We start from the raw sequence: 24,986 nt of genomic DNA, 5'->3' as shown, positions 1-24,986 counted from the left end.
CGGGGTCACTCCGTAATCAAATCGGCGGGGATTATCACGCCATTGCGCTCCAGGTGCACGTAGTGGGCGATGAATAAACCGGTTTCCATCTCGCCTTGCAGCCGGTAGGGAACCTGCTGGTGTGGATTCTTCAGCATTTTCACCACGTCCTTGACCTTCGGCCACAGGTTGGTGCGGATCGGCACCTTATAGAAAGCACTGCTTTTGGCGCCGACGGTGATCCAGTGCTCATGCTCGCCCTCGGCCAGCAGCATGTCCGCCAGGTGTACGCGGTATTCCAGTCCGCGCACGGTCAGCTCGCTGTCATTGGGATTGTCGATGCGAAAGTGCAGGATGAATTTCTGCTCGAGCAGTTTGGCGCGCACCACTTCGACTTTCACCAGGTGCACGGCGGGGTCGAGGGTGTCGTCGGCGAACCATGAGGCACAGCCGCCGAGCCCCAGAAACAGCAGCAGCGTGAAGGCTTTGAATGTGTGCCATTGACCGACCATCGCAGAACTCCCTTTTGCGCCCAGTCTAGTCGCCACTCACCTCACGCGCCGAAATAGCCCGCGCAACACTTCTTGAACTTCTGCCCGCTGGCGCAAGGGCAGCTGTCGTTGCGCCCGAGCTTGAGCTGCACGGTCGGGTCGATGAAGTACCAGCGCCCGCCGTTCTGCACGAACGAGGAGCGCTCGCGGTGACTGTGCTCACCCTGACTGTCGTGCCAGCGTGCAGTGAAGGTGACGAAGGCGTGTTCCGGCTGGCCGCCGAAGACTTCCGAACTTTCCACGTTGAGGCCAAGCCAGGTGCTCGATGCACTCCAGTTGCTGATCGACTGCCGATCCAGCCCGGCCTGCTGGGCGGGCAGGGTGGTCGCCACCAGATAATCGATCAGGCCCAGCACGTAGGCGCTGTAGCGCGAACGCATCAGGGCTTCGGCGCAAGGTGCCGGATGGCCGGCGTGATAATGGCCGCAGCAGGCATCCAGCAGGTTGCCGCTGCCGCAGGGGCAAATGGCTGTACTCATTGCATTACCACCAGTATTTCCCGAAGTTTTCCGGATTGGCCCAGAACCGCGAGTTGAGCCAGTCGGGGACTTGTTTGTAGTCAAGCAGATCATAGGTGAACAGGGTCAGCACCTGTTCATCCCGGGCGAAGCGTTCGCTGGCCTGCAGAGCCAGAGAGTAGAAATCGGTTTCCTGCCAGCCGCTGGCCGGCAGGTCGGCCAGCACGGCGATGCGGCTGGCGTTGAGGTTGCGGATCCCGCCCAGCAGATTCAGGCCATCACGCTTGGGCAGATGCTCTAGGCAATCGACCACCAGCGCCAGATCGAAGCGCTGTGCAGCGAGGTCTGCGGGCAAGGCACCGGGCGCGGCGTGAGCAACGCAAGTGTCCGGGTGCGCATCCTTGAAAGCGGCCAGTGCCGGAAATTCGCTGGCGCCGATCAGCAGCAGACGTGCCGGGGCGTAGCGGTCGAGCAGAGCGGCCAGTGCCTGCTGTGGCGTGCGGGAAGAAATCGCGACGTTCATCGAAGCTCCTCAATCAGATCGCCAAGACTAGCCTGCCCGAGCGTCGAGGCCTAGATCTCTGTTCTGCGGGTTTGCGGCAAATGCCTCGAAGTCCTGTGAACACGCTCGCAAACAGCAGTGGCCTATTGCTGGCGGAGATTAAAACTCCGGTCTTTACTCCCTGAATCGGTTCTAAGCCGATCCCTCAGGAGAAAACTAGATGAGCATAGTTCGGACAGCATTACCCTTGGTTCTGCTAACCAGTGTGTTGACTGGTTGCGCAGGTTTGCAGAAAACCGACTGGCCGACCTGTGCGGCAGTCGGCGGTGTCGTCGGTGCGGGTCTCGGCGCGACGGAAAGCTCTGCATGGGCAGGCTATGGCGCATTACTCGTCGGCGGTACGGCGGCAGCCTATTGCTGGGTGCACGGTGATGGCGATGAAGACGGCGACGGTGTGCCGGACAGTCGCGACAAGTGCCCGCACACGCCTCGCGGCACCAAGGTCGACGCAGACGGCTGCCCATTCCCGGCCCCTGCACCTGTGGTTGAAGAAGCTGTAGTGGTCAAGGAAGAAACCATCGTCATCCGCGATGTGCACTTCCAGTTCGACAAGGCCACCCTGACGCCTTCCGACAAGCTGGTGCTCGACAAGGTCGCCACGCGCCTGAAGCAGGAATCGAGCACGGCGCGGCTGACCGTGACCGGTCATACCGACAGCGTGGGCAGTGATGCCTACAACAAGAAACTGTCGGATCGTCGCGCGCACTCGGTGGTTGAATATCTGATCCATGATGGTGTGCCACGTTCAAGCTTCGTTTCGGTGACCGGTGCCGGTGAAAGCCAGCCAGTGGCGGACAACAAAACCGCCGATGGCCGCGCGTTGAACCGCCGCACGGAAATCAAAATCGAGCGTTGACGCCCTCGCATCCGCGGCTTGTGCAGTCGCGGATGCGGGTCTTTACTCCTGTGTAACCGGTATGGGCCGGTGACACAGGAGCTTTCATATGAGTGTTCTCTCACGGTCCGTCTTACCGGTGCTGCTGGCCGGCAGCCTGTTGACCGGCTGCGCTACCCACAGCGATGGCACTGCCCCCCTCAATCAACGTACCTGGCCGATCTGCAGCGTCATTGGCGGACTGGTCGGCGGCGGTCTCGGCGCCATTGAAAACGGTGGCTGGGCCGCAGGTGGCGCGGCACTGGGTATCCTCACCGGCGGGCTGATCTGTTATGCCCAGGATGGCGACGAAGACGGCGATGGCGTGTTCGACCGCCGCGACCGTTGCCCTGACACTCCACCGAACACACCGGTCGATCATCGCGGCTGTCCGCTGCCGCAATACCCGGTCACCGAGAAACCGGCCGAGCCGGCCCCGCAATCCGAAGTCATCACCCTGAGCGATGCCGGCAACGTGCTGTTCGCGTTCGACAAGTCCGACCTGACCCCGGCCGCGAAAAGCCAGCTTGATGCGCTGATGGACAAGTTGCGCAATGCCGACGTGGTGAGCATCAAGGTGATCGGCCACACCGACAGCAAGGGCACCGATGCCTACAACCAGGCTTTGTCGGAACGTCGCGCGAGCAGCGTGGCAGCCTATCTGTTGAGCCAGGGGCTGGCGCCGGAAAAACTCACCAGTGAAGGGCGCGGCGAGCGTGAACCGGTCGCCGACAACGAGACCGAAGAAGGGCGCGCGAAAAATCGCCGCGTGGAACTGCACATCAATCGCTAGGACTCTTCTGTAGTCCGCAGGCTAGAGCTGTCGGTCGACGATCAACGTCGAGCCGGCAGCCATCCGACGAGTGCCCGGAACTTTTTTATTTGCCCCTCTGGCTTATCCCGTACGGAAGCCGTTACTGTGCGCCCAAAGAATAATTCGCAACACGGGGGAGCGTATGAAGGTGTTCTGTGGGCTGGGGCGATTGTTGACCCTGGTGTTCTGCTGCGTGGTACTGGCCAATCAGCTGGTGCCGTTTGTTCATCCGTTGCATCTGCTGGTCAATCTGGCTGGCGTCCTGCTGCTGGCCATCCACCTCCTGGAAGTGCTGCTGTGCAACGCCAGCCTCAAGGGGCGGCCGCACCCATGGCGTGATCGTGGCCGTGTCCTGCTGTTCGGCGTTTTCCACCTGCAAACCATCCCGGCCCCGGCCGCTCCGGAGGCTTCCCATGCGTAAACTCTGCCTGCTCGCTGCATTCATCAGTCCCCTGGCCTGCGCCCAGGTGGTCAGTGTCGAAGCCAACTCCCTGATGCGTCTGCCCAACACGGCCAGCACGTTGCAGCTGGAAAAACTGGTGGTCGCCGATTACGGCACCTTGCTGGTGCCCTCGAACGTGACCGAGCTGAGCGTCGGCGAACTGCAGTTGGGCCATGAGGCGCGTATTGCCATCGTGCCGGGCGAACAGGCGCTGGACATGAAAGTCATCCGCGCCCGGTTTGCCGACGGTAGCCGCATCACGGCCCACGGCGCGCCGGGCACTTATGAAAAAGCGGCTCGCGCCGGGCGTAACCTGAACCTGCAATTCAAGACGCTGGAGGCTCCACGGCTGATCGTCGATGCCCGTGGCGGCACCGGAGCGCCGGGTTTCGTCGGGCTCGACGGGGCCAACGGTCAGGAACCGGGCTGCACCTGGGGCCAGGCCGGGCACGGCTTCGACGGCAGTGATGGCAGCAACGGCCAGCCGGGTGCGCCGGGCGCGCTGGTGCGCCTGGAAGTGCCACGGGAGTTTCCGGCGGAGCTGATCAAGGTCGACGTGGCCGGTGGTGCCGGCGGGGCGGCGGGGCCAGGTGGCAAACCGGGCGCCGGTGGCAAGTCCAAGGGCTGCCTGGTGTATCGCGCCGATGGCGGCAAGAGCGGCAAGCCGGGGGTTGATGGTCAACCGGGGCCGGCCGGTGCGGCGGGTTCGGTTACGGTTCAGCGCCTGTAAGCCATTCCCTGTCTGATCGTTCCCACTGAGTGGGAACGATCAGCATGACTTCAGAACGACGGCCGCGCCGCGGCAATTGCTACCAGCAATACCCCGACCAACAGATTGAACCCCACCACTTTGCGAATCCGCCCCAGCACCGCCGCACCCGCCGGCCAGTCCTTCGCTTGAACCGCCGTGCGCAATTCCGGCAGCATCAGCCCCTGAACCCGGATGAACAGCGCGGTCATCACCACGTATAACCCCATCATTACCTGCACATACTTCGGCGCAGTCTCGAAGCCGATGTGCTGCAGATGCAACATGCCGACCCCGGTCACCGGCAGCAGAATCACCGCACCCCACACCCAGCGGAAAAAACCTTGAAATACTTCCACCCACAGGGTCAGTCGTCCGGGACCGTCCAAAGCCTTCACGGCGGCCGGGCGCAGCACCATCCAGGCGAAAAACATGCCGCCGACCCACACCAGGGCGGCGAGGACATGCAGGGGGTAAACGAGGCTAAAAGGTGTCATTGGGGTACTCCGATCTGCGCAGGATTGATTAGCGGGGTATGATAGCGGCCGATCCGAACCACTGAAAATTTATCCAGCGTTTTTTGCGCCCGACACTCAATGATCAGCACTGAACTCAAAACCACGATCCAGGGCGCCTACTCGCGTTTTCTAGAGGCCAAGAGCCTTAAGCCGCGTTACGGCCAGCGCCTGATGATCGCTGAAGTCGCCAAGGTCCTCGGGGATATCGATACCGACGACGAAGGCCGGCGCAGTGGCGACCCCGCGATTGTCGCGGTGGAAGCCGGCACCGGTACCGGCAAGACCGTGGCCTACAGCCTGGCCGCGATCCCCACGGCGAAACTCGCCGGCAAGCGCCTGGTGATCGCCACCGCGACCGTCGCCCTGCAGGAGCAGATCGTCTACAAGGATTTGCCCGACCTGATGCGCAACAGCGGGCTGAATTTCAGCTTTGCCCTGGCCAAGGGCCGTGGCCGTTACATGTGCCTGTCCAAGCTCGACATGCTGTTGCAGGAAGGCCACGCGCAGACTGCCACGGCACAGTTGTTCGAAGAAGAAGGCTTCAAGATCGAGGTCGACGAGGCCAGCCAGAAGCTGTTCACCAGCATGATCGAGAAGCTCGCCGGCAATAAATGGGACGGCGACCGCGACAGTTGGCCCAACGCGCTGGAAGACGCCGACTGGGCGCGCCTGACCACCGATCACAGCCAGTGCACCAACCGTCATTGCCCAAACTTCGGCCAGTGCGCCTTCTACAAGGCCCGCGAAGGCATGGGCAAGGTCGACGTGATCGTCACCAACCACGACATGGTGCTGGCCGACCTGGCGCTGGGCGGCGGGGCAGTGTTGCCCGATCCGCGCGACACCATTTATGTGTTCGACGAAGGCCATCACCTGCCGGACAAGGCCATCGGCCACTTCGCCCATTACACGCGCCTGCGCTCAACGGCCGACTGGCTGGAAACCACCGCCAAGAACCTCACCAAACTGCTGGCCCAGCATCCGCTGCCGGGCGATCTCGGCAAACTGATCGAGCAGGTGCCGGAGCTGGCGCGGGAGATCAAGACCCAGCAGCAGTTCATGTTCACCGCCTGCGAACAGATCGCCGACTTCAAGCCCGGCGAAGATGTCGAAGGCCGCGAGCGCCCGCGCCATCGTTTCATCGGCGGGGTGATTCCCGAGCACATGCGCGAGATGGGCATCGAGCTGAAGAAAGGCTACGCCCGTCTCAATGACCTGTTCACCCGCCTGACCGACCTGCTCAAGGAAGGCATGGACGGCGAGGTCAACATCGGCATCGCCAGCAACCAGGCCGAAGAATGGTATCCACTGTTCGGCAGCCTGTTGTCCCGTGCCTCCGGCAACTGGGAGCTGTGGACCGCGTTCACCGCCGAAGACCCGGAAGAGAGCCCGCCGATGGCCCGCTGGCTGACCCTGGCCGAAAGCGGTTCGCTGTTCGACATCGAGGTCAACGCCAGCCCTATCCTGGCCGCCGAAACCTTGCGCCGCAGTCTGTGGAACGTGGCCTATGGCTGTCTGGTGACCTCGGCGACATTGACTGCCCTCGGCACGTTCGACCGTTTCCGCATGCGTGCCGGCCTGCCGAAAAAAGCCGTCACCGCCGTGGTGCCGAGCCCGTTCCATCACGCCGATGCCGGTGTGTTGCGGGTGCCGGACCTGAAGGCCGACCCGCGAGATGCCGCCGCCCACACCGCCGCGATCATCCGCGATCTGCCGGAGCTGGTCGAAGGTTCGCGAGGCAGCCTGGTGCTGTTCTCTTCGCGCAAACAGATGCAGGACGTGTTCGACGGCCTCGACCGCGACTGGCGCAAGCAAGTGTTCATTCAAGGCAACCTGTCGAAACAGGAAACCCTGAACAAACACAAGGCGCGGGTCGATGGCGGCGATTCCAGCGTGCTGTTCGGCCTCGCCAGTTTCGCCGAAGGGGTGGATTTGCCGGGGGCTTATTGCGAACACGTGGTGATTGCCAAGATTCCGTTCTCGGTGCCGGACGATCCGGTCGAGGCTGCGCTGTCGGAGTGGATCGAGGCCCGGGGCGGTAATCCGTTCATGGAAATCTCGGTGCCCGACGCCTCGCTGAAGCTGGTTCAGGCCTGCGGTCGCCTGCTGCGTACCGAAGAAGACCGCGGCACCATCACCTTGCTGGACCGGCGACTGGTCACCCAGCGCTATGGCAAGGCGATCCTCAATGCGTTGCCTCCTTTCCGTCGTGAAATATCCTGAGACATCGGTGGGCAGTTTTGCCCGCCGCGTTGTCTATCTCTACGCCATCGCTTTTCCATTGGCCATTGCTGGTCGTTAGGGAGAAATCCGTTCTCATGATTCGTCGTTCGTTGCCTGCCCTTTTTGCCCTGGTTTTCGCTGCGCCTTTGCTGGCGGCACCTGCCGGGCAGCAGACCTTGTTCAACTTTGTCCGCCCCGCCGATGTGGTGAAAGTGGCGACCGAAAACGCCGACCTGCCACAAGCCAACGCCGAGCAGACGCCCGAGGGCGAAGTGTTGCGTCGGGTGACCTTCAACCCGGTGGCGCGCCCGACCTTGCGCCTGACCCCGCAGACCGGTGCCTGGGACTGGTCGCAGTCCGGGATGATGAGCCTGCGCATCCAGAGCGCGATGAACTGGGCGGTGACCGTTTACGTACAGATCCAGAGCAACGACGGCAAGACCCTGGTCAGCCGCGTTGATCTGCCGGCCGGCCCGGCGCAGACCTTGCTCGTACCGTTGACCGCCACTTCGCCGCTGAGCCAGGGCATGAAAGCCGGGCCGTTGATGCCGATGACCATCGACGGGCAGCGCATCCTGCTGGCCAGCAGCAGCGGTGAGCTGGATCGCAGTCAGGTGGTATCCGTCAGCTTGTCGATGGACCAGCCGAAAGCCGCGCAAAGCCTGTTGCTGGAGCGCTTCGGCGTGCAGGATGAGGGCGAGGTGATCAAAGCCGCCTACGGCAATCTGGTGGATGCCTACGGTCAGTCGACCCGCAGCAAATGGCCGGAGAAAGTCGCCAATGACGAACAACTGAAATCCGCTGCCGCCAGGGAACAGCAACAGCTGAAAACCTGGCTGGCCGAACGCGAGAAGTCGTCGCTGGACAAGTTCGGCGGCTTGAACAAAGGCCCGACGTTCAAGGCCAGCGGCTTCTTCCGCACCGAAAAACTCGACGGTCGCTGGTATCTGGTGACGCCGGAGGGCCATCCGTTCTATTCCCTGGGCGTGAACACCGTCAGCCCCGAGGTCAACCAGACCTACGTGGCCGGTCGCGAATACATGTTCGAGTCCCTGCCCAAACCCGACGAGCCACTGGCCATTCACTTCGGTGAGGGCGACAACCGTGGCGGCAACGGGGCCGATCAGGGCCGTGGCTATGGCAACGGACGCTGGTACGACTTCTATGGCGCCAACCTGCAGCGCCTTTATGGCGAACCTTGCGCAACTCCGGCGGCGACTGAGCCGCCATGCAAGGCCGCCATCGACGAGCAGAAGTGGACCGGTCATACCCTGGACCGCCTGCAGGCGTGGGGCTTCAATACCGTCGGCAACTGGAGCGCACCGCAACTGGGCGACGCCGATCGCGTGCCGTACACCTTGCCGTTGTCGATCGTCGGCGATTACACCAGCATCAGCACCGGCAACGACTGGTGGGGCGGCATGCCTGACCCGTTCGATCCGCGTTTCGCCATGGCCACCGAGCGCGCCGTGGCGATTGCCGCCCGCGATCACCGCGACGATCCGTGGTTGATCGGCTACTTCGCCGACAACGAACTGGCCTGGGCCGGTCCCGGTGATGATCCGAAGTCGCGTTACGCGCTGGCCTACGGCACGTTGAAAATGACCACCGACGTACCGGCCAAGCGTGCGTTCCTCAAGCAGTTGCGCGACAAGTACCGCAATCAGGCGGGGCTGTCGAAGGCCTGGGGTATCGATCTGCCGGCGTGGGAATTGATGGAGGATCCGGGGTTCGAGGCACCGTTGCCGAATCCGGAACACCCGGAAATCGAGGCGGACTTCAAATACTTCCAGAAGGTCTTCGCCGACACCTACTTCAAGACCATTTCCGACTCGCTGAAATGGCACGCGCCGAACCAGTTGTTGCTGGGCGGTCGCTTCGCCATCAGCACCCCGGAAGCCGTGGCCTCCTGCGCGCAATATTGCGACGTGCTGAGCTTCAACATGTACACCCTGAAACCGCAGGACGGTTATGACTTCGCCGCCCTGCGCAGCCTCGACAAACCGGTGCTGATCACCGAATTCAACTTCGGCTCCACCGATCGCGGCCCGTTCTGGGGCGGCGTGACGCCGTTGAACAAGGAAGAGGATCGTGGCCCGGCCTACGCCAACTTCCTCAAACAGGCGTTGAGCGAGCCGTCGATTGTCGGCGTGCACTGGTTCCAGTACCTCGATCAACCGGTGACCGGGCGTCTGCTCGATGGCGAAAACGGTCACTTCGGTCTGGTGGGCGTGACTGACTTGCCGTATCAGGGTTTCGTCGACACCGTGCGCAAGAGCAATCTGGCGACCCTCGATCAACTCGGCAAAGAAGCCGAGAAAGCCGCTGCGGCGGCGGACAAGGCCGGTCACGAGACCGAAGGCGGCCGCAAGGGCGAAGCCGGCAAAGGCCCGGGGCAGGGCGCCGGCCATACCGGCGGGCACTCCGGCAACGGTCATTAAGGCAGGACCGCCCGGCCCGCCGCTGTTCCCAAAACCCTCAAGGGCTGGAACAATGCGGGCCACTTTGTAGAGCGTTTTCGCGGGGGAGTTGCGGGTGCAGATTCAGGGACATTACGAGCTTCAATTCGAAGCGGTGCGCGAAGCCTTCGCGGCACTGTTCGACGATCCCCAGGAACGTGGCGCCGCGTTGTGCATCCGGGTCGGCGGGGAAACCGTCCTCGACCTCTGGGCCGGCACCGCCGACAAGGACGGCAGCGAAGCCTGGCACAGCGACACCATCGCCAACCTGTTCTCCTGCACCAAGACCTTCACGGCCGTCACTGCGCTGCAACTGGTGGCCGAAGGCAAGTTGCAACTCGATGCGCCGGTCGCCCGTTACTGGCCGGAGTTCGCCGCTGCCGGCAAGGAGTCCGTGACCCTGCGCCAATTGCTTTGCCATCAGGCCGGTCTGCCGGCCCTGCGCGAATTGTTGGCCCCCGAAGCCCTGTATGACTGGCAAACCATGGTCGACGCCCTCGCGGCCGAAGCGCCGTGGTGGACACCGGGCACCGGTCACGGTTATGCCGCGATCACCTACGGCTGGCTAGTTGGCGAGTTGCTGCGCCGGGCCGACGGCCGTGGGCCGGGTGAATCCATTGTGGCTCGAGTCGCCAAACCTCTGGGGCTGGATTTCCATGTCGGCCTGGCCGACGAAGAGTTCTACCGCGTCGCGCATATCGCCCGTGGCAAGGGCAATGTCGGCGATGCCGCCGCCCAGCGCCTGCTGCAAGTCACGATGCGTGAACCCACCGCCATGACCACCCGAGCCTTCACCAATCCGCCGTCGGTGCTCACCAGCACCAACAAGCCGGAATGGCGGCGCATGCAACAACCGGCGGCCAACGGCCACGGCAATGCGCGCAGCCTGGCCGGGTTCTACGCCGGTCTGCTCGACGGCAGCCTGCTGGAAAGCGAAATGCTCGACGAACTGACTCGTGAACACAGCCTCGGCGAGGACAAGACCTTGCTGACCCGCACCCGTTTTGGTCTCGGTTGCATGCTCGATCAACCTGATGTGCCGAACGCCACCTATGGCCTCGGCCCAAGGGCGTTCGGGCATCCGGGGGCGGGCGGTTCCATCGGTTTTGCTGATCCGGAGCACGATGTGGCCTTCGGATTTGTGACAAATACCCTTGGGCCGTACGTCTTGATGGATCCGCGCGCGCAGAAGCTGGCGCGGGTACTTGCCACTTGTCTGTAAAACGTTACTGGAGGTTCCAGGGCCGGAACCTCATTCGGCTTTTCGATTCAAAGCGTCTGTTTATCCGGGCGAAAGTCCTCTGATTGTCCATTACTAATTTTTGTGGGTTTCCAATGTCGTCCAAACAAACTCTCGCTCTGGCCCTGTGTTTCGCGATCACCGGTTGCGCTCAGACTCCCAAGAATGACGCCGATGGCGGCAGCTGGTGGCCGTTCGGCTCCTCCGACAAGGTCGCGGCCAAGGAGCCGGCACCTGCACCTGCACCGGTGAAACCCGCCGCTACAGCCCCTGTCGCCAAGACCGAGAGCAGCAGCCACTGGTACTGGCCGTTCGGCTCCGACGATTCGGCCGACAAGGCCGACGTGAAGCCCGAAGTCAAACCGCAAGCCGCGCCTGCCGTTGTCGCCAAGGCTGATGCCGATACCGGCACCAAGTGGTGGTGGCCGTTCGGCGGCAAGTCCCAGGACACCGCCAAAGCCGTGCCGATGCCTGACCCGAAAGTGACCCAGGCCTGGCTCGACGACTACGAGCCGCGCCTGCGTGACGCGATCAAGGGCAGCAACCTGCAATTCGAGCGCCGTGAAAACGTCCTCGTGGTGACCGCGCCGGTTGAAGGTTCGTTCAACCCGAAACGCCCGGCCATGCTGTTGCCGGTGACCCTGAGCCCGTTCACCAATATCGCCAAGATCCTCGAAGCCGACCCGAAAACCGCGGTCCTGGTGCTCGGCCATAGCGACAACGCCGGTGTCGCAGCAGACAACACCAAACTGAGCCAGGAACGTGCCCAGTCGGTGGCGGCAATCTTCCGCCTGAGCGGCTTGCAGCGTGATCGCCTGATGCTGCGCGGCATGGGCGCCGATGCCCCGCGTGCGGCCAACGACAGCGTTGAAGGTCGTGCCCTGAACCGTCGTGTCGAACTGCTGGTGACCCCGCAGAACACCATGGTCGCGCTGCTGAGCAAGTACAACATGCCGGCACCGAAGCCGGTGACCATGGTCGCTGCCCAGGACGTCAAGCCAGTCGCCAAGCCTGTGACTCCGGCACCTGCGGCGAAGAAGGCTGCTGTCCCGGCCACCAAAAAGGCACCGGCCAAGAAGGCCGCAGCCAAGGCTCCCGTGAAGAAGGCCCCGGCGAAGAAAACCGCTCCAGCCAAAGCCGCCGCCAGCGACAAGAAAGTCGCGGCGACCGACGCGGCAAAACAGTGATCCGCTAACGAAAAGGAATGCGCCATGACCCAGGCTCTGGCAGATATGCGTCGTGATTACACCCGGGACGGCCTGACCGAGGCGCAAGCCCCGGCCGAGCCTTTTGCGCTGTTCCACCAGTGGTTCGCCGACGCGGTGAAAACCGAGCAGGCGCCCGTGGAGGCCAACGCCATGACCCTGGCCACGGTCGATGCGGACGGGCGTCCGCACTGCCGCATTCTGCTGCTCAAGGGCCTGGACGAGCAGGGCTTCACCTTCTTCACCAACTACGAAAGCGCCAAGGGCCAGCATCTGGCCGCGAATCCGTTCGCGGCCATGACGTTCTTCTGGCCGACCCTGGAGCGCCAGGTGCGCATCGAAGGGCGAGTGGTGAAGGTCACGCCGCAGGAGTCCAACGCCTATTATCAGGTGCGCCCGTTGGGCAGCCGACTGGGTGCCTGGGCTTCCCCTCAGAGCCGGGTGATCAACGGCCGGAGTGAGCTGGAAGACTTGCTCAAGGCTACCGAGCAACGCTTCACCGACACCCAGCCCGATTGCCCGGAACACTGGGGCGGTTACCGTTTGCTGCCGGAGCGCATCGAGTTCTGGCAGGGGCGCGCCAGCCGCCTGCACGATCGCCTCAACTACCGTTTGCAGGGCGCCGACTGGATTCTTGAACGTCTGGCACCTTAAGCAGTCTACCGAGCGGGATAGCCTGCCGCAGCGGCCTCAAGCCACTTCGGCAGGTCCCGACGCCTGATCTTCTGTGATCGGGCTTGCGCCAGCCGTTCGAGCATGTAGGCGCGTTTGCCTTCATCCTTGCCGGCCAGCGACAATGCCAGATCGCGGTCCATCCAGCGTTTGATCCGTACGTACAACCACCAGTGGAAGTACAAACCGGCGACGGTTGTGACGACAATGATGAAGTAATCCATGAAAATCCTTGGGGTCGGCGGCGCAAGCTCTGTATTTTGGCGCTACTGTTGGGTGAGTTCGTGGAGGCCCTGTACCGGGCCTGAATGAAACCAAATTTATCCGGGCGGCGCCGTGACAGGCGTCAAGCTGCGGAGTTTAATGAATACCTGTCCTTTGGAGTTGATCCTATGCGTAAGTCTGTTCTGCTGGTTGCTTCCTTTTCCACGATGGCGATGTTGCTTACCGGCTGCCAATCGAGCCTGACCGGTGACTCCTACTCCCGTGACGAAGCGCGTCGCGTGCAGACGATTCGCATGGGCACCATCGAATCCCTGCGTCCGGTGAAAATCGAAGGCACCAAGACCCCGATCGGCGGCGCAGCCGGTGCAGTGGTCGGCGGTGTCGGCGGCAGCGCCATCGGCGGCGGTAAAGGCAGCATCGTTGCAGCCGTTATCGGTGCCGTGGCCGGCGGCCTGATCGGTTCCGCCACCGAAGAAGGCCTGACCCGTACTCAAGGTGTTGAAATCACCGTGCGCGAAGACGACGGCAGCATGCGCGCCTACGTGCAGCAAGTGCAGGAGAATGAAGTGTTCCGCGTCGGCGAGCGCGTACGGATTTCGACTGTCGGCGGGACCAGCCGCGTTTCGCACTAAGCGGGAACGAGCGGTAAAGAAAAACCCCGATCAGGTGACTGGTCGGGGTTTTTTGTTTGTTGCCGGCTTGTAGTGTCAGTACTTGGCACAGGTGCCCATAAAATATTCCAGACCCTTCGGGAAGCTGACATTTAGAAGGGCCTCCAGTGCCGTTACCTGATCTTTGCTCAGTAACAATTCGCCAGGCTCCAGTTCGCTCAGGGGCTTGGACTCAATGAGCTGTGCAACTTTTTCATTCATTTCGCTGCCGTCGATATCTAACTCGAACTGCAGTGTGTCGTCTTGGACGTCATCTGGGTAAAAGCCGGTTATGGAAAGGTAGAGCATGGTTTTATCCTTAATTCTTAGTGGTTCTTCTATCTGGCTCTGCGGGACCGATTTGCTCGCCTGTAAGGTGATTGAACTCCCCCAAATGTGTGGTTCCTAGTTTGTCGTATTTTTCTACTGCATTACTTTTGTAATCCCACTCATAAATCCGGCCTTTACGGTCTACCCAACGTGCTCGCCGCTTTCCTCCACCTCGAACCGATGACTTGGACTTCACCCTGATTGCATCAGGGAACGCTGGTAGCGTTTTTGGATGACCGTAATAAGCATGGTCGGGGGGCTGGCTGAGAACGATGTATAACGGCTTAACTCCAGAATCCGCCGGAAACACCAAAATGAAATCCCGATACTCCGGCGGATAAACCGGATTCACCAGAATCCCGTCCGCCGCTTTCGTCGGTGGGTACACCCAGATATGCGGTGCTTGCGGAGCGGCCTCCAGCGCGGGGATGCCGAGGATGTCGGAGCCGTCCACTGCGGGCGTCCAGATCAGCTCGATGCCTTCGCCAAGGTCTGCAACAAACCGGTTACCGCGAGCAGCGAACTGCGCGACATCGACCATTTCCCAGTCGCGGTTCTTGCCGGTGTAGAAGCCGTAACCCTTGAGGCTGCCGTCGGCCTGCTGTTCGACGTGCAGGCGCACGCGGGTTCGAGCCTGTTTGAGGGCGCGCAACTGGTCTTCGGTGTAGAGGGCGCTGTCGCCGAGGGTTGGCGTCCAGAGCGCGGCGACCAGGCCCGAGAGTAAGGCAACTCCGCCAGCCCCGAGTGCCGTGATCGTTGGAAGCGCGAGTGCCGGTGCCCTGAGTGCAAGTCTGCCGATTTCGAGTGAAACCGTGCTGCCGCTGATGGTTTCAAGATTCAGCAGGCCTGCATCGTCAACTTCACGAGCACCGAGCCAGGCGACCTCGCCGTAATCTTTCAGGCTGTCAGTCGGCACCATCCCCGAAGGATTCGAGTAATCGATGATCGCGTCCGGCAACTTGCAGGACTTGGCGAACACACAGCCGGCACGCACCGACTCAGGCTTGTTCGCCGCGACCTCGCGGCTGCGCTCGAAGGCGTCCTGTCTCGCCAGCATGGCGTCGTACTTGTTTTGTCGTTCGTCCTGATCGGCCAGCTCGGTGGCCGTCAGGTAGCGGTAGGTGACGTGATGGCCGTCGCCTGCCGGTGGGTTAGGAACCCGGGGAATGTCCTTTTGACCAGCCACTGATTGTCCTTTCGTTCATGCATCGGCAGCCCCTCGAAAGGGGCTGCACGACGTTAACGAAGCAGAAAAATCGTGGCTGTAGGACGCGTCTCTAAAGACGTGGGGATTGTTCGCTACGGCATCAGGAAGGTAGCGCGGTGTTCTTTCTGCTTGCCGCCAGGGTCACCGCATAACCGATCAATGCTGCGAACACCGAGCCGGTGAGAATGCCCATCCGGTCCATTCCGGCGTATTCACTGGCACCCGGCACGAAGGCCAGCGAGCCGACAAACAGGCTCATGGTGAAGCCGATCCCGCAGAGGATCGCCACGCCCAGCACCTGGCCCCAATTGGCGTTCTGGGGCAGGGCGGCGATGCCGGTTTTCACGGCGAGCCAGGTCAGGCCGAACACGCCGATGGTCTTGCCCAGCAGCAGGCCGACGGCGATGCCCATCGGTACGTGGTGGGTGAAGCTTTCGGCGGTCACACCGGTCAGCGACAGGCCGGCATTGGCGAAGGCGAACAGCGGCAGGATGCCGTAGGCCACCCATGGGTGCAGCGCATGTTCCAGGGTCAGCAGCGGCGAAGGCTCTGCGTTTTTCGTGCGCAGCGGGATGCAGAACGCGAGGGTCACGCCGGCCAGCGTCGCGTGGACACCGCTCTTGAGCACGCAGACCCACAGGATCAGGCCGATGATCATGTACGGTCCGAGCTTGACCACCCCCAGCCGGTTCATCGCCACCAGCGCCGCAATGCACGCCGCCGCCAGGCCCAGCGACAGGGTCGAGAGTTCGCCGGAATAGAAGATCGCGATGATCACGATGGCGCCAAGGTCATCGATGATCGCCAGGGTCATCAGGAACAGCTTCAGCGACACCGGCACCCGCTTGCCGAGCAAGGCCAGCACGCCGAGGGCGAAGGCGATGTCGGTGGCGGTCGGAATCGCCCAGCCGTCGAGGGCGGCCGGATTGTCGCGGTTGAGGAACCAGTAGATCAGCGCCGGCACCAGCATGCCGCCGATGGCCGCCGCGCCGGGCAGGACGATCTGCGACGGTTTAGACAGCTGGCCGTCGAGCACTTCGCGCTTCACTTCCAGGCCGATGAGCAGGAAGAACAGCGCCATCAGGCCGTCGTTGATCCACAACAGCAGGGGTTTGGCGATTTTCAACGCGCCGATCTGCGCCACCACCGGGGTGTCGAGCAGGCCGGTGTACAGCCACGACAGCGGCGAGTTGTTGATGATTAGAGCCAGGATGGCCGCGGCGATCAGTAACAGACCGCTGGCAGCTTCCAACTGAAAGAAACGCGTGAAAGTGCTACGCAGAGGCAAGGTCGCTCTCCATCGATAAAGTCAAAAGGTGGGACACCCTAACCCGTACTGTTAGTTGTTAAAACAAAAGTTATATTCTTTTTTGTTATATATGGTTACAAGGCGCATGCCAGACCTGCAGCAGAGCCTAGCAGTTGCCAAAGGTATTGAAGCTCAGCTGTATCTGTCAGTGCGGTGGGATTTTTCCTAAGCTTGGGAGCTAAGCCTGTGAAGGCACTTCTGCCCGATTCAACGAGAACAACAGCCATGAGCGACAACCGACAGTGGGCCCGCGAAGCCATCCGGATCATCGAAGCTGACTTCCAGCGCAGCGCTGATACCCACCTGATCCCCTTGCCGCTGCCGGGGTTCCCGGGCATCGAGTTGTACTTCAAGGACGAATCCAGCCATCCCACCGGCAGCCTCAAGCATCGGCTGGCCCGTTCGCTGTTTCTCTACGCCTTGTGTAACGGCTGGCTCAAGCCCGGCGCGCCGGTGATCGAGGCGTCCAGCGGTTCGACGGCGATTTCCGAAGCGTACTTTGCGCGGATGCTCGGGCTGCCGTTCATTGCGGTGATGCCGGCGACCACGTCCAAGGAGAAGATCGCCCAGATCGCCTTCTATGGTGGCAAAAGTCATCTGGTGGACGATCCGACCCAGATCTACGCCGAATCCGAACGTCTGGCCCGCGAACACGACGGGCACTTCATCGACCAGTTCACCTACGCCGAACGCGCCACCGACTGGCGGGCGAACAACAACATCGCCGAGTCGATCTTCCAGCAGATGCGCTACGAGCAGCACCCATGCCCGGCGTGGCTGATTTCCAGCCCCGGCACCGGCGGCACCACCGCGACCCTCGGGCGTTACGTGCGCTATCGCCAGCATTGCACCCGCGTGCTGTGCGCCGATGCCGAGCGTTCGGTGTTCTTCGACTTTTACCAGACCGGTGATGCCAGCCTGCGTCTGGACCACGGTTCGCGGATCGAAGGCATCGGCCGGCCTCGGGTGGAGGCGTCGTTCCTGCCGAAGGTGATCGATGCGATGGTCAAGGTGCCGGATGCCTTGTCGCTGGCGGCCATGCATTACCTGGCGCAGCGTCTGGGCCGGCATGTGGGCGGGTCGAGTGGCACCAACCTGATCGGCGCGCTGATGGCGGCGCAGCAGATGAAAGCGGCGGGGGAGTCGGGGTCGATCGTGGCGATCCTGTGCGATGGCGGCGAACGCTACGCAGACACCTATTACGATCCGGCGTGGCTCAAGGCGCAGGGCTATGAGCTGGAAGGATTGATGGCGGCTGTGGCGGCGAGTGCCGAGAGGGGTGAAGCGCTGCCGGCCTCGGTGCTGCGCGCCAATATCTGACGCCGAATACGACTGTGGGAGCGAATTCGCTCCCACAGTTTTTTGCATCGTTTCAGGTTAGGCGTATCAGGCCTCGAGGCCCAGGATGTCACGCGCCACAGCTTCCGCGATACGAATCCCGTCAACGCCCGCCGACAGAATCCCGCCCGCATAACCCGCGCCTTCACCGGCAGGGAACAGACCTTTGACGTTCATGCTCTGCAGCGACTCGTTGCGTGTGATCCGCAGAGGTGACGAAGTCCGCGTCTCGATCCCGGTCAGCACTGCATCGTGCAGCGAATAACCGCGAATCTGCTTCTCGAACGCTGGCAGCGCCTCACGGATCGCCTCAATGGCGAAGTCCGGCAGCGCGAGGGCCAGATCGCCCAGCGCCACGCCCGGCTTGTACGAAGGCTCAACCTCGCCCAGCTCGGTAGACGGCGTGCCGTTGATGAAGTCGCCGACCAGTTGCGCCGGCGCCTTGTAATCGCTGCCGCCGAGGATGAAAGCGTGGGATTCCAGATGCTCCTGCAACTCGATCCCGGCCAGCGGGCCGCCCGGATAATCGACTTCCGGGGTGATGCCGACGACGATGCCGGAGTTGGCGTTGCGCTCGTTACGCGAGTACTGGCTCATGCCGTTGGTGACCACGCGGTTCGGCTCGGAAGTCGCCGCCACCACGGTGCCGCCCGGGCACATGCAGAAGCTGTAGACCGAACGGCCGTTCTTGGCGTGGTGCACCAGTTTGTAGTCGGCGGCTCCCAATTTGGGGTGGCCGGCGTATTTGCCCAGTCGCGCGCGGTCGATCAGTGATTGCGGGTGCTCGATGCGGAAACCTACCGAGAACGGCTTGGCTTCCATGAACACGCCACGGCTGTGGAGCATGCGGAACGTGTCACGGGCACTGTGGCCCAGCGCCAGGATCACGTGTTTCGAATGCAGGGTTTCGCCGCTGGCCAGTTCGACGCCGACCAGTTGGCCGTCTTCGATCAGCACGTCGGTGACGCGTTCCTGGAAGCGCACTTCGCCGCCCAGGGCGCGGATTTCTTCGCGCATGGTTTCGACCATGCCGGTCAGACGGAACGTACCGATATGCGGCTTGCTGACGTAGAGGATTTCTTCCGGCGCGCCGGCCTTGACGAACTCGTGCAAGACTTTACGGCCGAGGAATTTCGGATCCTTGATCTGGCTGTAAAGCTTGCCGTCGGAGAACGTGCCCGCACCGCCTTCGCCGAACTGCACGTTGGACTCGGGGTTGAGTACGCTTTTGCGCCACAGGCCCCAGGTGTCCTTGGTGCGCTGGCGCACTTCGGTGCCGCGTTCGAGGATGATCGGCTTGAAGCCCATCTGCGCCAGCAGCAGGCCGGCGAAGATCCCGCACGGGCCGAAACCGACCACGATCGGACGCTGGCTCAGGTCGCTCGGCGCCTGGCCGACGAATTTGTAGCTGACATCCGGCGCCACGTTGACGTTGCGGTCATCGGCGAACTTGCCCAGCACTTTGGCCTCGTCGCGCACTTCGAGGTCGATGGTGTAGATGAAGCACAGTTCGGAAGACTTTTTGCGCGCATCGTAGCTGCGCTTGAACAAGGTGAAGTCGAGCAGGTCATCGCTGGCGATGCCCAGGCGTTGCACGATGGCGGCGCGCAAGTCTTCGTCGGGATGGTCGATCGGCAGCTTGAGTTCGGTGATTCGTAACATGACAGGATCCGGTTCGCGGGGCGCACAACTGCGCCAGGGCGTTTGAAGGCAGCGATTATAAGCCGCAACGGCCGGATCCCGTGAGGGTAAAACGATCAGTCGTTGCGCGAACCGCCGAAATACCCGCAACCGCGCTGCACCTTGCCGTCGATACGCAACTCGGCACTCATGTGCTGCACGCTGCCGGTGTTGCTGTCGACGCAGCGTAGCGGCGCCACCCACAGCTCGATGCGCTGGTTGTTGGCTTCACTGCTGAGGTTGAAACGGCCGTCGCCCAGTTGCTCTTCGACATAGGGCACAGCGAGCGGTGGCTGGCCTTCGCGGTCGATGACCATGCCTTTGCCGCTGACCTTGACGTTCCATTCCGGGCCATGGCCGGCGGCGCGCAGGATCAGTTGCTTGAAGTTCGGGTCATCGCAAGCGGTGCCGGAGCGTTCGACGCGGTACAGCTGGGTCAGGTCGAGACGGTCACCGGCGATCTTGCCGCGCACGTCGGCGAACAGCTTGCCCTGCTGGTCGGCCAGGGTGGCGGCCTCTTGCAGAATGCTGGTGCCACCGATGTCGTTGACCACGTACTGGCGTTGTTCACCGCAGGCCTGGAACACCAGTTTGCCGTCGGCAGCGGTCAGTTGGCCCTGCATCCGCGTCTGGCCGACGTGGGAGGCGCTGGTCCGCGCACCGTCGAACAATTGGCACGCGGCAAACAGAGGGAGCAGGGCAACAACGATCAAGGAACGGGCAACACGCATCTTCGGCTCTCCAGACAAGTGCCGCCACGTTACGCAGGCTGACCGCTTATCACAACCATGAGTTGGATTTGCCACGTAGCGGAAACATTTGGCTTAACTTTGGAAGTCGGGACGAAGGACATTTGGCCGTACCTTGTCCGCCTTTTGGATGCGCGAGGTTTTTATGAAAGGATCAGGCAGGGTGCTATTGGCGGTACTGGCAATGATGGCTGCATGGCCGTCGATGGCGGCAGAAATTGCTTTTTCATCGGAGACGGATTTCTCCGAAATGAGCCTCGAGCTCAAACGAATCGATGATCCGAATCCGCATGTCGTCGAGCTCAGTGTCACCTTGAGCCCGGATGCGCAGCATCGCCTGCAGCGGGTGACGACCGAGGGACTGCATCAACCCCTGCAGCTGTCCATCAACGGCGTTCAAGTGTCGAGCGCAACGATTCAATCGGTAATCAAAGGCCCGAGTCTGATGATAAGCGTGCCCCGCGAGGTCGCCAGCAAGCTGCTTCCGACGCTGCTGGAGCATTAAAACCTTGATGCGACGCTGACCCAGCGCCGCATGCCGAGGCTTTTCAGCCCACGTGAAATGTCTGACCTGTCTGCAGACCTTCGACGCTTTTGGCGTAGGCCAATGCCACATCCGCCGCAGGAACCGGCTTGTAGCCGCGGAAGTACGGGGCATAGCTGCCCATGGCTTCCACCAGCACGGTCGGGCTGATCGAGTTCACGCGCAGGCCCCGTGGCAGCTCGATGGCGGCGGCACGGACGAAGCTGTCCAGTGCACCGTTGACCAGTGCCGCCGAAGCACCGCTGCGGATCGGGTCGTGGCTGAGGACGCCGGTGGTGAAGGTGAACGATGCGCCGTCGTTGGCGAATTCACGGCCGATCAGCAGCAGATTGACCTGGCCCATCAGCTTGTCTTTCAGGCCGAGGGCGAAGCTGTCTTCGTTCATGTCGCCCAGCGGGGCGAAGGTCACGTTGCCGGCGGCGCAGACCAGGGCGTCGAACTTGCCGGTCTTTTCGAACAGCTTGCGGATCGATGCGCTGTCGCTGATATCCACCTGGAAATCGCCGCTGCTGCGACCGATGCGAATGACTTCGTGACGCTGCGACAGCTCTTTGTCCACGGCCGAACCGATGGTGCCGCCGGCACCGATCAACAGAATTTTCATCGTGCTTGCCTCAAGTGATTGAACGAGATTTCAGTCTAGAGTGGTTTTTTCCGCTGATAAGCGCGCTAATGGGCAACCTTTGGTTTTCAAATGGAAACAATCCATGAGCGAGATGGATGATCTGGCGGCGTTCGCGGTGTTGATCGAGGCCGGCAGTTTTACCTTGGCGGCGCAGCAACTGGGGTGCAGCAAGGGACAATTGTCCAAGCGCATCAGTCAGCTGGAGGCGCAGTTTTCCGTGGTGCTGCTGCAACGCACCACACGTCGGCTGAGCCTGACGGCGGCCGGTGCGGCGCTGTTGCCCCAGGCTCAGGCGCTTGTAGTCCAGGTGGAAAGGGCGCGTCAGGCATTGGCGCGTTTGAAGGACGATATGGCAGGTCCCGTGCGTATGACGGTTCCGGTGTCGCTGGGGGAAATCTTCTTCGACGGCCTGGTGCTGGAGTTTTCGCAGAAATACCCCGAAGTGCAGATCGAGCTGGAGCTGAACAACAGCTACCGCGATCTCTCCCGCGATGGCTTTGATCTGGCGATCCGCACCGACGTCGCCAACGATGAGCGACTGGTGGCCAAGCCTTTGCTGGCCTGGCAGGAAATGACCTGCGCCAGTCCGGCCTATCTTGAGCGTTTCGGCGAACCGCCGACACCACAGGCGCTGGCCGAACATCGTTGTTTGCTCAACAGTCACTACGGTGGTCGCGAAGAGTGGTTGTATCACCAGCAGCACGAGCTGTTGCGGGTGCGGGTGTCGGGGCCGTTCGCCAGCAATCACTACAGCCTGCTGAAAAAAGCCGCACTCGCTGGCGCCGGCATCGCCCGCCTGCCGTCCTATCTGTTGCAGACGGAATTGGCTGACGGCCGATTGCGTTGGCTCCTGCGGGATTTTCAGACCCGGCGCATGCCGATGTACCTGGTGCATCCGTATCAGGGCGGGTTGCCGAAGCGCACTCAAGTGCTGGCGGATTATCTGATCGACTGGTTCAAGCGCAGTGGTGAGGCGCTCGACCGGCTTCAGCGGTAACGCCGGGCGATCAGATAGTCGATCGACAATTTGCCCGGCCCGGTGGTCATCAGGTACAGCAACACTGCCGCCCAGGTTCCGTGAGTCGGATAGGCGTCGGGATACACGAACAGCTCGATGACCAGCGTCATGCCCAGCAATGCCAGCGCCGAGAATCGCGTGGCGAAGCCGACGAGGATCAGGATCGGGAAAAAGTGTTCGGCGAACGCCGCCATATGCGCGGCGATTTCCGGTGACAGCAGCGGGACGTGATATTCGCTCTGGAACAGCGGAATCGTCGAGTCCGCCAGATGTGGCCAGCCAATCTGGAGCGTGCCGTCGATCAGGTCGATGGCCAGGCCCTCGACCTTGGTCTGCCCGGATTTCCAGAACACCGCCGCGATGGAAAAACGCGCGATGAAGGCGATCAGGCTGTGAGGGATTTTTTCCAGCAGCGCGATGGCGCGGGCAATGAGGCTGTTCATGGCGAAACCTTGTGATGTAAATGGGTGATGGCCTGGCGGCTGATCAACAGGGCCAGGGTCTGGCTGAGGTCGAAGGCTTCTGCGGACTCCAGCGCCTGGGTGAGTGACAGGCCGGCCTTTAGCTGGCCGATGAACTGGCTGGCGCCGGGATCCACGGCGAACACCTCGACCTCCAGCCCGTTGCGCAGGATCAGCGCGTGTTGGGCCTGATTCAGATCAATCCCGGCCAACGTGGCGTCTTGCTGGTGCGCGGCCCAGATATCCACCACCGCAAAGGCTGAACCGAGCCCATGCAGCGAAGGATGCAGACCGATTTGCAAGCGACTCAGGCCTTCCTGATCCGCGAAGGCCGCAGCGATCCGATCCTGGCTGAGCGGCGCAATATCGGCGGAGTGGTAGGCGTGCGTGCGCAGGCGTTCCAGTCGCGCGACATCGGCCAGGTAAGGCACGCTCGACGCCGGTTCGAATCCGCTGATGAAGTCCGCCAGTTCACTGCCGTAGTCGCTCATCAGCGGGCTTCGTGGTGGGTGGTTTTGAATGAAAACGCCGGCCATGGCGCGGAAGAATTCCTCTCCCACCAACTGCCTCACCACGGGATAACTGTCGGCCAGTGCATTGCTCAACGAGCCTTGCACGTTGTTGCGGTACACCGCGAATCGGCTGGCCGGATCGGCCCCGTTGGCGCTGCACAATCCGTCGGGGCAGGGCAGGCCGACATCGAGCAGTGCGGCGCTGAACACGGCTTGGGTGCTCATTGCCGACCTCCTGCGCAAAGCAGAAGCGCGTCGGCCTGTTGCGCCTCGGCCAGCAGCACGTCGAAGGCCGGCACCTGATTGTCCCGTTCGATCAGCGTCGCCACCGGGCCGACGCGTTCCAGCGCCTGTCGGTACAGCGACCAGACGGTCTGATCGATCGGTGCGCCGTGATCGTCGATCAACAGGCGATCGCCGAGGCTGTCGGAATCTTCGGCAAACCCCGCCAGATGGATCTCGCCAACTGCATGCAGCGGCAGTGCGTCGAGGTAGGCCAGGGGATCGCGTTGATGGTTGATGCACGAGACATAGACGTTGTTCACGTCCAGCAACAGACCGCAGCCGCTGCGCCGGATGACTTCACGGATGAACTCCGCTTCGTCGATCGTCGAGCGCTGGAACGCCAGATAGGTCGCCGGGTTTTCCAGCAGCATCGGGTGCTTAAGGGTGTTCTGCACCTGGTCGATGTGATCGCAGACGCGATTCAGCGTCGGCGTGTCGTAAGCCAGGGGCAACAGATCATTGAGAAACACCGGGCCGTGGCTCGACCAGGCCAGGTGTTCGGAAAAGGATTGGGGTTGATAACGCTCGATCAGCGCGCTCAGGCGTTTGAGGTGTTGGACATCCAGCGGGCCTTCGGCACCGATGGACAAGCCGACGCCATGCAGTGACAGCGGATACGCCTCGCGGATCAAACCCAGAAAATGATGAAACGGGCCGCCGGCCACCATGTAGTTTTCGGCGTGGACTTCGAAGAAGCCGATGTCCGGTAGAGAACCGAGCACTTCACGAAAGTGCCCGGTCTTGAGCCCCAGCCCGGCACGGGGCGGGAGCCCGGTGAGGGCTGCCCGAGTGCGGGGGAAGGCATGGTCGCAGGAAGTGATCATGATCGACACTCGGGCAGCCTCCGGATCAGGACTTGGCCTTGAAGGCTTCCATCTGACCGAAACCGGTCGGCGAAGTCTTGCTTTCGGTGGTGGTGCAAGTGCCTTTCGGAACGAACTTCCAGGAGTTGGCCTGGTAATCCATTTTCGCCGTGCCTGCGCAGGTGGTGCCGGCGCCGGCGGCGCAGTCGTTATGACCTTTCATGGCCACGCCGAAGCATTTTTCCATGTTGCTGTTGTCGGCCGCCTGGACGGTCGAAACGGCGGCCATGCTCAGGGCGGAACCAAGGGCCAGAACCAGGGCGGTGGCGGACAGGGTGCGGGTGGTAGCAGTCATGATGTTTCTCCGGTTTCAACTTGGGTTGGAACAAGCGATGTGCGCTTGCTTACCCCTCTAGAGAAACGACCTGGTGATGCGTTACAGCGATCGCGAAAATAATTTTCAAAGCTCAAAAAAAACGGCCCGAAGGCCGTTTTTTGTTTGAAG

28 protein-coding genes are annotated in these 24,986 nt (G+C 62.0%); 13 read left to right on the top strand and 15 right to left on the bottom strand.

Annotated features, from left to right (window positions below; all coding sequences use genetic code 11):
* Window positions 1–5 precede the first annotated feature (5 nt).
* The 3 genes from OQ248_RS04270 to OQ248_RS04260 are packed head-to-tail and all read right to left on the bottom strand — an operon-like array spanning window position 6 to window position 1,511.
* Window positions 6–491, bottom strand: coding sequence for an LEA type 2 family protein (locus OQ248_RS04270; RefSeq protein ID WP_085712931.1), 486 nt, complete (start codon window positions 489–491; stop codon window positions 6–8).
* Between the two features lie 41 nt (window positions 492–532).
* On the bottom strand, window positions 533–1,009 hold the full coding sequence (locus OQ248_RS04265; protein WP_085712932.1) for a YchJ family protein: 477 nt from the start codon (window positions 1,007–1,009) through the stop codon (window positions 533–535).
* A 4-nt stretch (window positions 1,010–1,013) separates the two neighbouring features.
* Window positions 1,014–1,511, bottom strand: a complete 498-nt coding sequence (locus OQ248_RS04260) for a DUF6231 family protein (protein WP_065261926.1) — start codon at window positions 1,509–1,511, stop codon at window positions 1,014–1,016.
* Window positions 1,512–1,710: 199 nt separating this feature from the next.
* Between OQ248_RS04260 and OQ248_RS04255 the strand changes: the two genes are divergently transcribed.
* From OQ248_RS04255 to OQ248_RS04240, 4 genes are all read left to right on the top strand, one after another.
* On the top strand, window positions 1,711–2,406 hold the full coding sequence (locus OQ248_RS04255) for an OmpA family protein (RefSeq protein ID WP_085712933.1): 696 nt from the start codon (window positions 1,711–1,713) through the stop codon (window positions 2,404–2,406).
* A gap of 88 nt (window positions 2,407–2,494) precedes the next feature.
* The gene (locus OQ248_RS04250) at window positions 2,495–3,217 is read left to right on the top strand and encodes an OmpA family protein (protein ID WP_085712934.1); all 723 of its coding nucleotides are present in this window, start codon (window positions 2,495–2,497) and stop codon (window positions 3,215–3,217) included.
* Window positions 3,218–3,380: 163 nt separating this feature from the next.
* Window positions 3,381–3,659: a DUF1145 domain-containing protein gene (locus OQ248_RS04245; protein WP_114881704.1), complete on the top strand. Its 279-nt coding sequence runs from the start codon at window positions 3,381–3,383 to the stop codon at window positions 3,657–3,659.
* Window positions 3,652–4,410 carry a collagen-like protein gene (locus OQ248_RS04240; RefSeq protein ID WP_265812130.1) on the top strand — a complete coding sequence of 253 codons (759 nt, stop codon included), beginning with the start codon at window positions 3,652–3,654 and terminating at the stop codon, window positions 4,408–4,410. Before OQ248_RS04245 ends, OQ248_RS04240 begins: the two co-directional genes overlap by 8 nt.
* 50 nt (window positions 4,411–4,460) lie before the next feature.
* On the opposite strand, the gene OQ248_RS04235 is transcribed toward OQ248_RS04240, so the two are convergent.
* Window positions 4,461–4,925, bottom strand: a complete 465-nt coding sequence (locus OQ248_RS04235) for a CopD family protein (RefSeq protein WP_265812129.1) — start codon at window positions 4,923–4,925, stop codon at window positions 4,461–4,463.
* Window positions 4,926–5,024: 99 nt separating this feature from the next.
* Here OQ248_RS04235 and dinG point away from each other — a divergent pair, with 99 nt between their 5' ends.
* From dinG to pdxH, 5 genes are all read left to right on the top strand, one after another.
* Entirely contained in the window at window positions 5,025–7,169 is a 2,145-nt protein-coding gene (dinG, locus tag OQ248_RS04230) for an ATP-dependent DNA helicase DinG (protein WP_114881706.1), read from the top strand.
* 95 nt (window positions 7,170–7,264) lie between these two features.
* A complete protein-coding gene (locus OQ248_RS04225) occupies window positions 7,265–9,610 on the top strand; it encodes a beta-galactosidase (protein ID WP_265812128.1) in 2,346 nt (781 codons plus the stop codon).
* Window positions 9,611–9,704: 94 nt separating this feature from the next.
* Window positions 9,705–10,850: a serine hydrolase domain-containing protein gene (locus OQ248_RS04220; RefSeq protein ID WP_265812127.1), complete on the top strand. Its 1,146-nt coding sequence runs from the start codon at window positions 9,705–9,707 to the stop codon at window positions 10,848–10,850.
* Window positions 10,851–10,963: 113 nt separating this feature from the next.
* Entirely contained in the window at window positions 10,964–12,055 is a 1,092-nt protein-coding gene (locus OQ248_RS04215; RefSeq protein ID WP_265812126.1) for an OmpA family protein, read from the top strand.
* A gap of 24 nt (window positions 12,056–12,079) precedes the next feature.
* Window positions 12,080–12,727: a pyridoxamine 5'-phosphate oxidase gene (gene pdxH / locus OQ248_RS04210; protein WP_265812125.1), complete on the top strand. Its 648-nt coding sequence runs from the start codon at window positions 12,080–12,082 to the stop codon at window positions 12,725–12,727.
* Between the two features lie 5 nt (window positions 12,728–12,732).
* On the opposite strand, the gene OQ248_RS04205 is transcribed toward pdxH, so the two are convergent.
* Window positions 12,733–12,969 carry a hypothetical protein gene (locus tag OQ248_RS04205; protein WP_085712943.1) on the bottom strand — a complete coding sequence of 79 codons (237 nt, stop codon included), beginning with the start codon at window positions 12,967–12,969 and terminating at the stop codon, window positions 12,733–12,735.
* Window positions 12,970–13,137: 168 nt separating this feature from the next.
* On the opposite strand from OQ248_RS04205, the gene OQ248_RS04200 reads away from it, so the two are divergent.
* Entirely contained in the window at window positions 13,138–13,602 is a 465-nt protein-coding gene (locus OQ248_RS04200) for a glycine zipper 2TM domain-containing protein (protein ID WP_007969461.1), read from the top strand.
* Window positions 13,603–13,677: 75 nt separating this feature from the next.
* Here the strand turns inward: OQ248_RS04200 and OQ248_RS04195 are convergent, their stop codons facing one another.
* From OQ248_RS04195 to nhaA, 3 genes are all read right to left on the bottom strand, one after another.
* Window positions 13,678–13,929: a pyocin S6 family toxin immunity protein gene (locus OQ248_RS04195; protein WP_265812124.1), complete on the bottom strand. Its 252-nt coding sequence runs from the start codon at window positions 13,927–13,929 to the stop codon at window positions 13,678–13,680.
* Between the two features lie 10 nt (window positions 13,930–13,939).
* A complete protein-coding gene (locus OQ248_RS04190; RefSeq protein ID WP_265812123.1) occupies window positions 13,940–15,136 on the bottom strand; it encodes an S-type pyocin domain-containing protein in 1,197 nt (398 codons plus the stop codon).
* A gap of 121 nt (window positions 15,137–15,257) precedes the next feature.
* Window positions 15,258–16,445, bottom strand: a complete 1,188-nt coding sequence (gene nhaA / locus OQ248_RS04185; RefSeq protein WP_085729906.1) for a Na+/H+ antiporter NhaA — start codon at window positions 16,443–16,445, stop codon at window positions 15,258–15,260.
* A 246-nt stretch (window positions 16,446–16,691) separates the two neighbouring features.
* On the opposite strand from nhaA, the gene OQ248_RS04180 reads away from it, so the two are divergent.
* Window positions 16,692–17,786 carry a PLP-dependent cysteine synthase family protein gene (locus OQ248_RS04180; RefSeq protein ID WP_119427240.1) on the top strand — a complete coding sequence of 365 codons (1,095 nt, stop codon included), beginning with the start codon at window positions 16,692–16,694 and terminating at the stop codon, window positions 17,784–17,786.
* A 66-nt stretch (window positions 17,787–17,852) separates the two neighbouring features.
* Here OQ248_RS04180 and OQ248_RS04175 read toward each other — a convergent pair whose 3' ends face one another.
* Window positions 17,853–19,466: an NAD(P)/FAD-dependent oxidoreductase gene (locus tag OQ248_RS04175; RefSeq protein ID WP_265812122.1), complete on the bottom strand. Its 1,614-nt coding sequence runs from the start codon at window positions 19,464–19,466 to the stop codon at window positions 17,853–17,855.
* Between the two features lie 95 nt (window positions 19,467–19,561).
* Window positions 19,562–20,215, bottom strand: coding sequence for a hypothetical protein (locus OQ248_RS04170; RefSeq protein ID WP_265812121.1), 654 nt, complete (start codon window positions 20,213–20,215; stop codon window positions 19,562–19,564).
* Window positions 20,216–20,378: 163 nt separating this feature from the next.
* On the opposite strand from OQ248_RS04170, the gene OQ248_RS04165 reads away from it, so the two are divergent.
* Window positions 20,379–20,738: a hypothetical protein gene (locus OQ248_RS04165; RefSeq protein ID WP_265812120.1), complete on the top strand. Its 360-nt coding sequence runs from the start codon at window positions 20,379–20,381 to the stop codon at window positions 20,736–20,738.
* 43 nt (window positions 20,739–20,781) lie between these two features.
* Here OQ248_RS04165 and OQ248_RS04160 read toward each other — a convergent pair whose 3' ends face one another.
* Window positions 20,782–21,381, bottom strand: a complete 600-nt coding sequence (locus OQ248_RS04160; protein WP_085712951.1) for a short chain dehydrogenase — start codon at window positions 21,379–21,381, stop codon at window positions 20,782–20,784.
* A 103-nt stretch (window positions 21,382–21,484) separates the two neighbouring features.
* Between OQ248_RS04160 and OQ248_RS04155 the strand changes: the two genes are divergently transcribed.
* Window positions 21,485–22,399: a LysR family transcriptional regulator gene (locus OQ248_RS04155; protein ID WP_265812119.1), complete on the top strand. Its 915-nt coding sequence runs from the start codon at window positions 21,485–21,487 to the stop codon at window positions 22,397–22,399.
* On the opposite strand, the gene OQ248_RS04150 is transcribed toward OQ248_RS04155, so the two are convergent.
* The 4 genes from OQ248_RS04150 to OQ248_RS04135 are packed head-to-tail and all read right to left on the bottom strand — an operon-like array spanning window position 22,390 to window position 24,836.
* Window positions 22,390–22,863: a DoxX family protein gene (locus OQ248_RS04150; RefSeq protein ID WP_265812118.1), complete on the bottom strand. Its 474-nt coding sequence runs from the start codon at window positions 22,861–22,863 to the stop codon at window positions 22,390–22,392. The two genes, OQ248_RS04155 and OQ248_RS04150, sit on opposite strands and share 10 nt — an antisense overlap.
* Complete coding sequence (locus OQ248_RS04145; RefSeq protein WP_265812117.1) at window positions 22,860–23,618, bottom strand: DNA-binding domain-containing protein; 759 nt, start codon at window positions 23,616–23,618, stop codon at window positions 22,860–22,862. Before OQ248_RS04145 ends, OQ248_RS04150 begins: the two co-directional genes overlap by 4 nt.
* Window positions 23,615–24,502, bottom strand: a complete 888-nt coding sequence (locus OQ248_RS04140; RefSeq protein WP_265812116.1) for a DUF692 domain-containing protein — start codon at window positions 24,500–24,502, stop codon at window positions 23,615–23,617. The genes OQ248_RS04145 and OQ248_RS04140 overlap by 4 nt, the downstream gene beginning before the upstream one ends.
* A 25-nt stretch (window positions 24,503–24,527) precedes the next feature.
* Entirely contained in the window at window positions 24,528–24,836 is a 309-nt protein-coding gene (locus tag OQ248_RS04135; protein ID WP_085712955.1) for a DUF2282 domain-containing protein, read from the bottom strand.
* Window positions 24,837–24,986 lie beyond the last annotated feature (150 nt).

This window comes from Pseudomonas sp. COW5, from assembly GCF_026240005.1.
GTDB classification, from domain to species: domain Bacteria; phylum Pseudomonadota; class Gammaproteobacteria; order Pseudomonadales; family Pseudomonadaceae; genus Aquipseudomonas; species Aquipseudomonas kribbensis.
Note: the sequence above shows the minus strand (reverse complement) of the source record. Positions and strands in the feature narration are given on the sequence as shown.

What these genes read in the sequence shown, in the direction of transcription:
- OQ248_RS04225 (WP_265812128.1), top strand. Translation starts at nt 7,265, where the DNA reads ATGATTCGTCGTTCGTTGCCTGCCCTTTTTGCCCTGGTTTTCGCTGCG.
- OQ248_RS04165 (WP_265812120.1), top strand. Translation starts at nt 20,379, where the DNA reads ATGAAAGGATCAGGCAGGGTGCTATTGGCGGTACTGGCAATGATGGCT.
- OQ248_RS04270 (WP_085712931.1), bottom strand. Translation starts at nt 491, where the DNA reads ATGGTCGGTCAATGGCACACATTCAAAGCCTTCACGCTGCTGCTGTTT.
- pdxH (WP_265812125.1), top strand. Translation starts at nt 12,080, where the DNA reads ATGACCCAGGCTCTGGCAGATATGCGTCGTGATTACACCCGGGACGGC.
- OQ248_RS04140 (WP_265812116.1), bottom strand. Translation starts at nt 24,502, where the DNA reads ATGATCACTTCCTGCGACCATGCCTTCCCCCGCACTCGGGCAGCCCTC.
- OQ248_RS04175 (WP_265812122.1), bottom strand. Translation starts at nt 19,466, where the DNA reads ATGTTACGAATCACCGAACTCAAGCTGCCGATCGACCATCCCGACGAA.
- dinG (WP_114881706.1), top strand. Translation starts at nt 5,025, where the DNA reads ATGATCAGCACTGAACTCAAAACCACGATCCAGGGCGCCTACTCGCGT.
- OQ248_RS04160 (WP_085712951.1), bottom strand. Translation starts at nt 21,381, where the DNA reads ATGAAAATTCTGTTGATCGGTGCCGGCGGCACCATCGGTTCGGCCGTG.
- OQ248_RS04255 (WP_085712933.1), top strand. Translation starts at nt 1,711, where the DNA reads ATGAGCATAGTTCGGACAGCATTACCCTTGGTTCTGCTAACCAGTGTG.
- OQ248_RS04240 (WP_265812130.1), top strand. Translation starts at nt 3,652, where the DNA reads ATGCGTAAACTCTGCCTGCTCGCTGCATTCATCAGTCCCCTGGCCTGC.
- OQ248_RS04195 (WP_265812124.1), bottom strand. Translation starts at nt 13,929, where the DNA reads ATGCTCTACCTTTCCATAACCGGCTTTTACCCAGATGACGTCCAAGAC.
- OQ248_RS04250 (WP_085712934.1), top strand. Translation starts at nt 2,495, where the DNA reads ATGAGTGTTCTCTCACGGTCCGTCTTACCGGTGCTGCTGGCCGGCAGC.
- OQ248_RS04135 (WP_085712955.1), bottom strand. Translation starts at nt 24,836, where the DNA reads ATGACTGCTACCACCCGCACCCTGTCCGCCACCGCCCTGGTTCTGGCC.
- OQ248_RS04205 (WP_085712943.1), bottom strand. Translation starts at nt 12,969, where the DNA reads ATGGATTACTTCATCATTGTCGTCACAACCGTCGCCGGTTTGTACTTC.
- OQ248_RS04260 (WP_065261926.1), bottom strand. Translation starts at nt 1,511, where the DNA reads ATGAACGTCGCGATTTCTTCCCGCACGCCACAGCAGGCACTGGCCGCT.
- OQ248_RS04215 (WP_265812126.1), top strand. Translation starts at nt 10,964, where the DNA reads ATGTCGTCCAAACAAACTCTCGCTCTGGCCCTGTGTTTCGCGATCACC.
- OQ248_RS04170 (WP_265812121.1), bottom strand. Translation starts at nt 20,215, where the DNA reads ATGCGTGTTGCCCGTTCCTTGATCGTTGTTGCCCTGCTCCCTCTGTTT.
- OQ248_RS04180 (WP_119427240.1), top strand. Translation starts at nt 16,692, where the DNA reads ATGAGCGACAACCGACAGTGGGCCCGCGAAGCCATCCGGATCATCGAA.
- OQ248_RS04155 (WP_265812119.1), top strand. Translation starts at nt 21,485, where the DNA reads ATGAGCGAGATGGATGATCTGGCGGCGTTCGCGGTGTTGATCGAGGCC.
- OQ248_RS04145 (WP_265812117.1), bottom strand. Translation starts at nt 23,618, where the DNA reads ATGAGCACCCAAGCCGTGTTCAGCGCCGCACTGCTCGATGTCGGCCTG.
- OQ248_RS04265 (WP_085712932.1), bottom strand. Translation starts at nt 1,009, where the DNA reads ATGAGTACAGCCATTTGCCCCTGCGGCAGCGGCAACCTGCTGGATGCC.
- OQ248_RS04200 (WP_007969461.1), top strand. Translation starts at nt 13,138, where the DNA reads ATGCGTAAGTCTGTTCTGCTGGTTGCTTCCTTTTCCACGATGGCGATG.
- OQ248_RS04150 (WP_265812118.1), bottom strand. Translation starts at nt 22,863, where the DNA reads ATGAACAGCCTCATTGCCCGCGCCATCGCGCTGCTGGAAAAAATCCCT.
- OQ248_RS04245 (WP_114881704.1), top strand. Translation starts at nt 3,381, where the DNA reads ATGAAGGTGTTCTGTGGGCTGGGGCGATTGTTGACCCTGGTGTTCTGC.
- OQ248_RS04235 (WP_265812129.1), bottom strand. Translation starts at nt 4,925, where the DNA reads ATGACACCTTTTAGCCTCGTTTACCCCCTGCATGTCCTCGCCGCCCTG.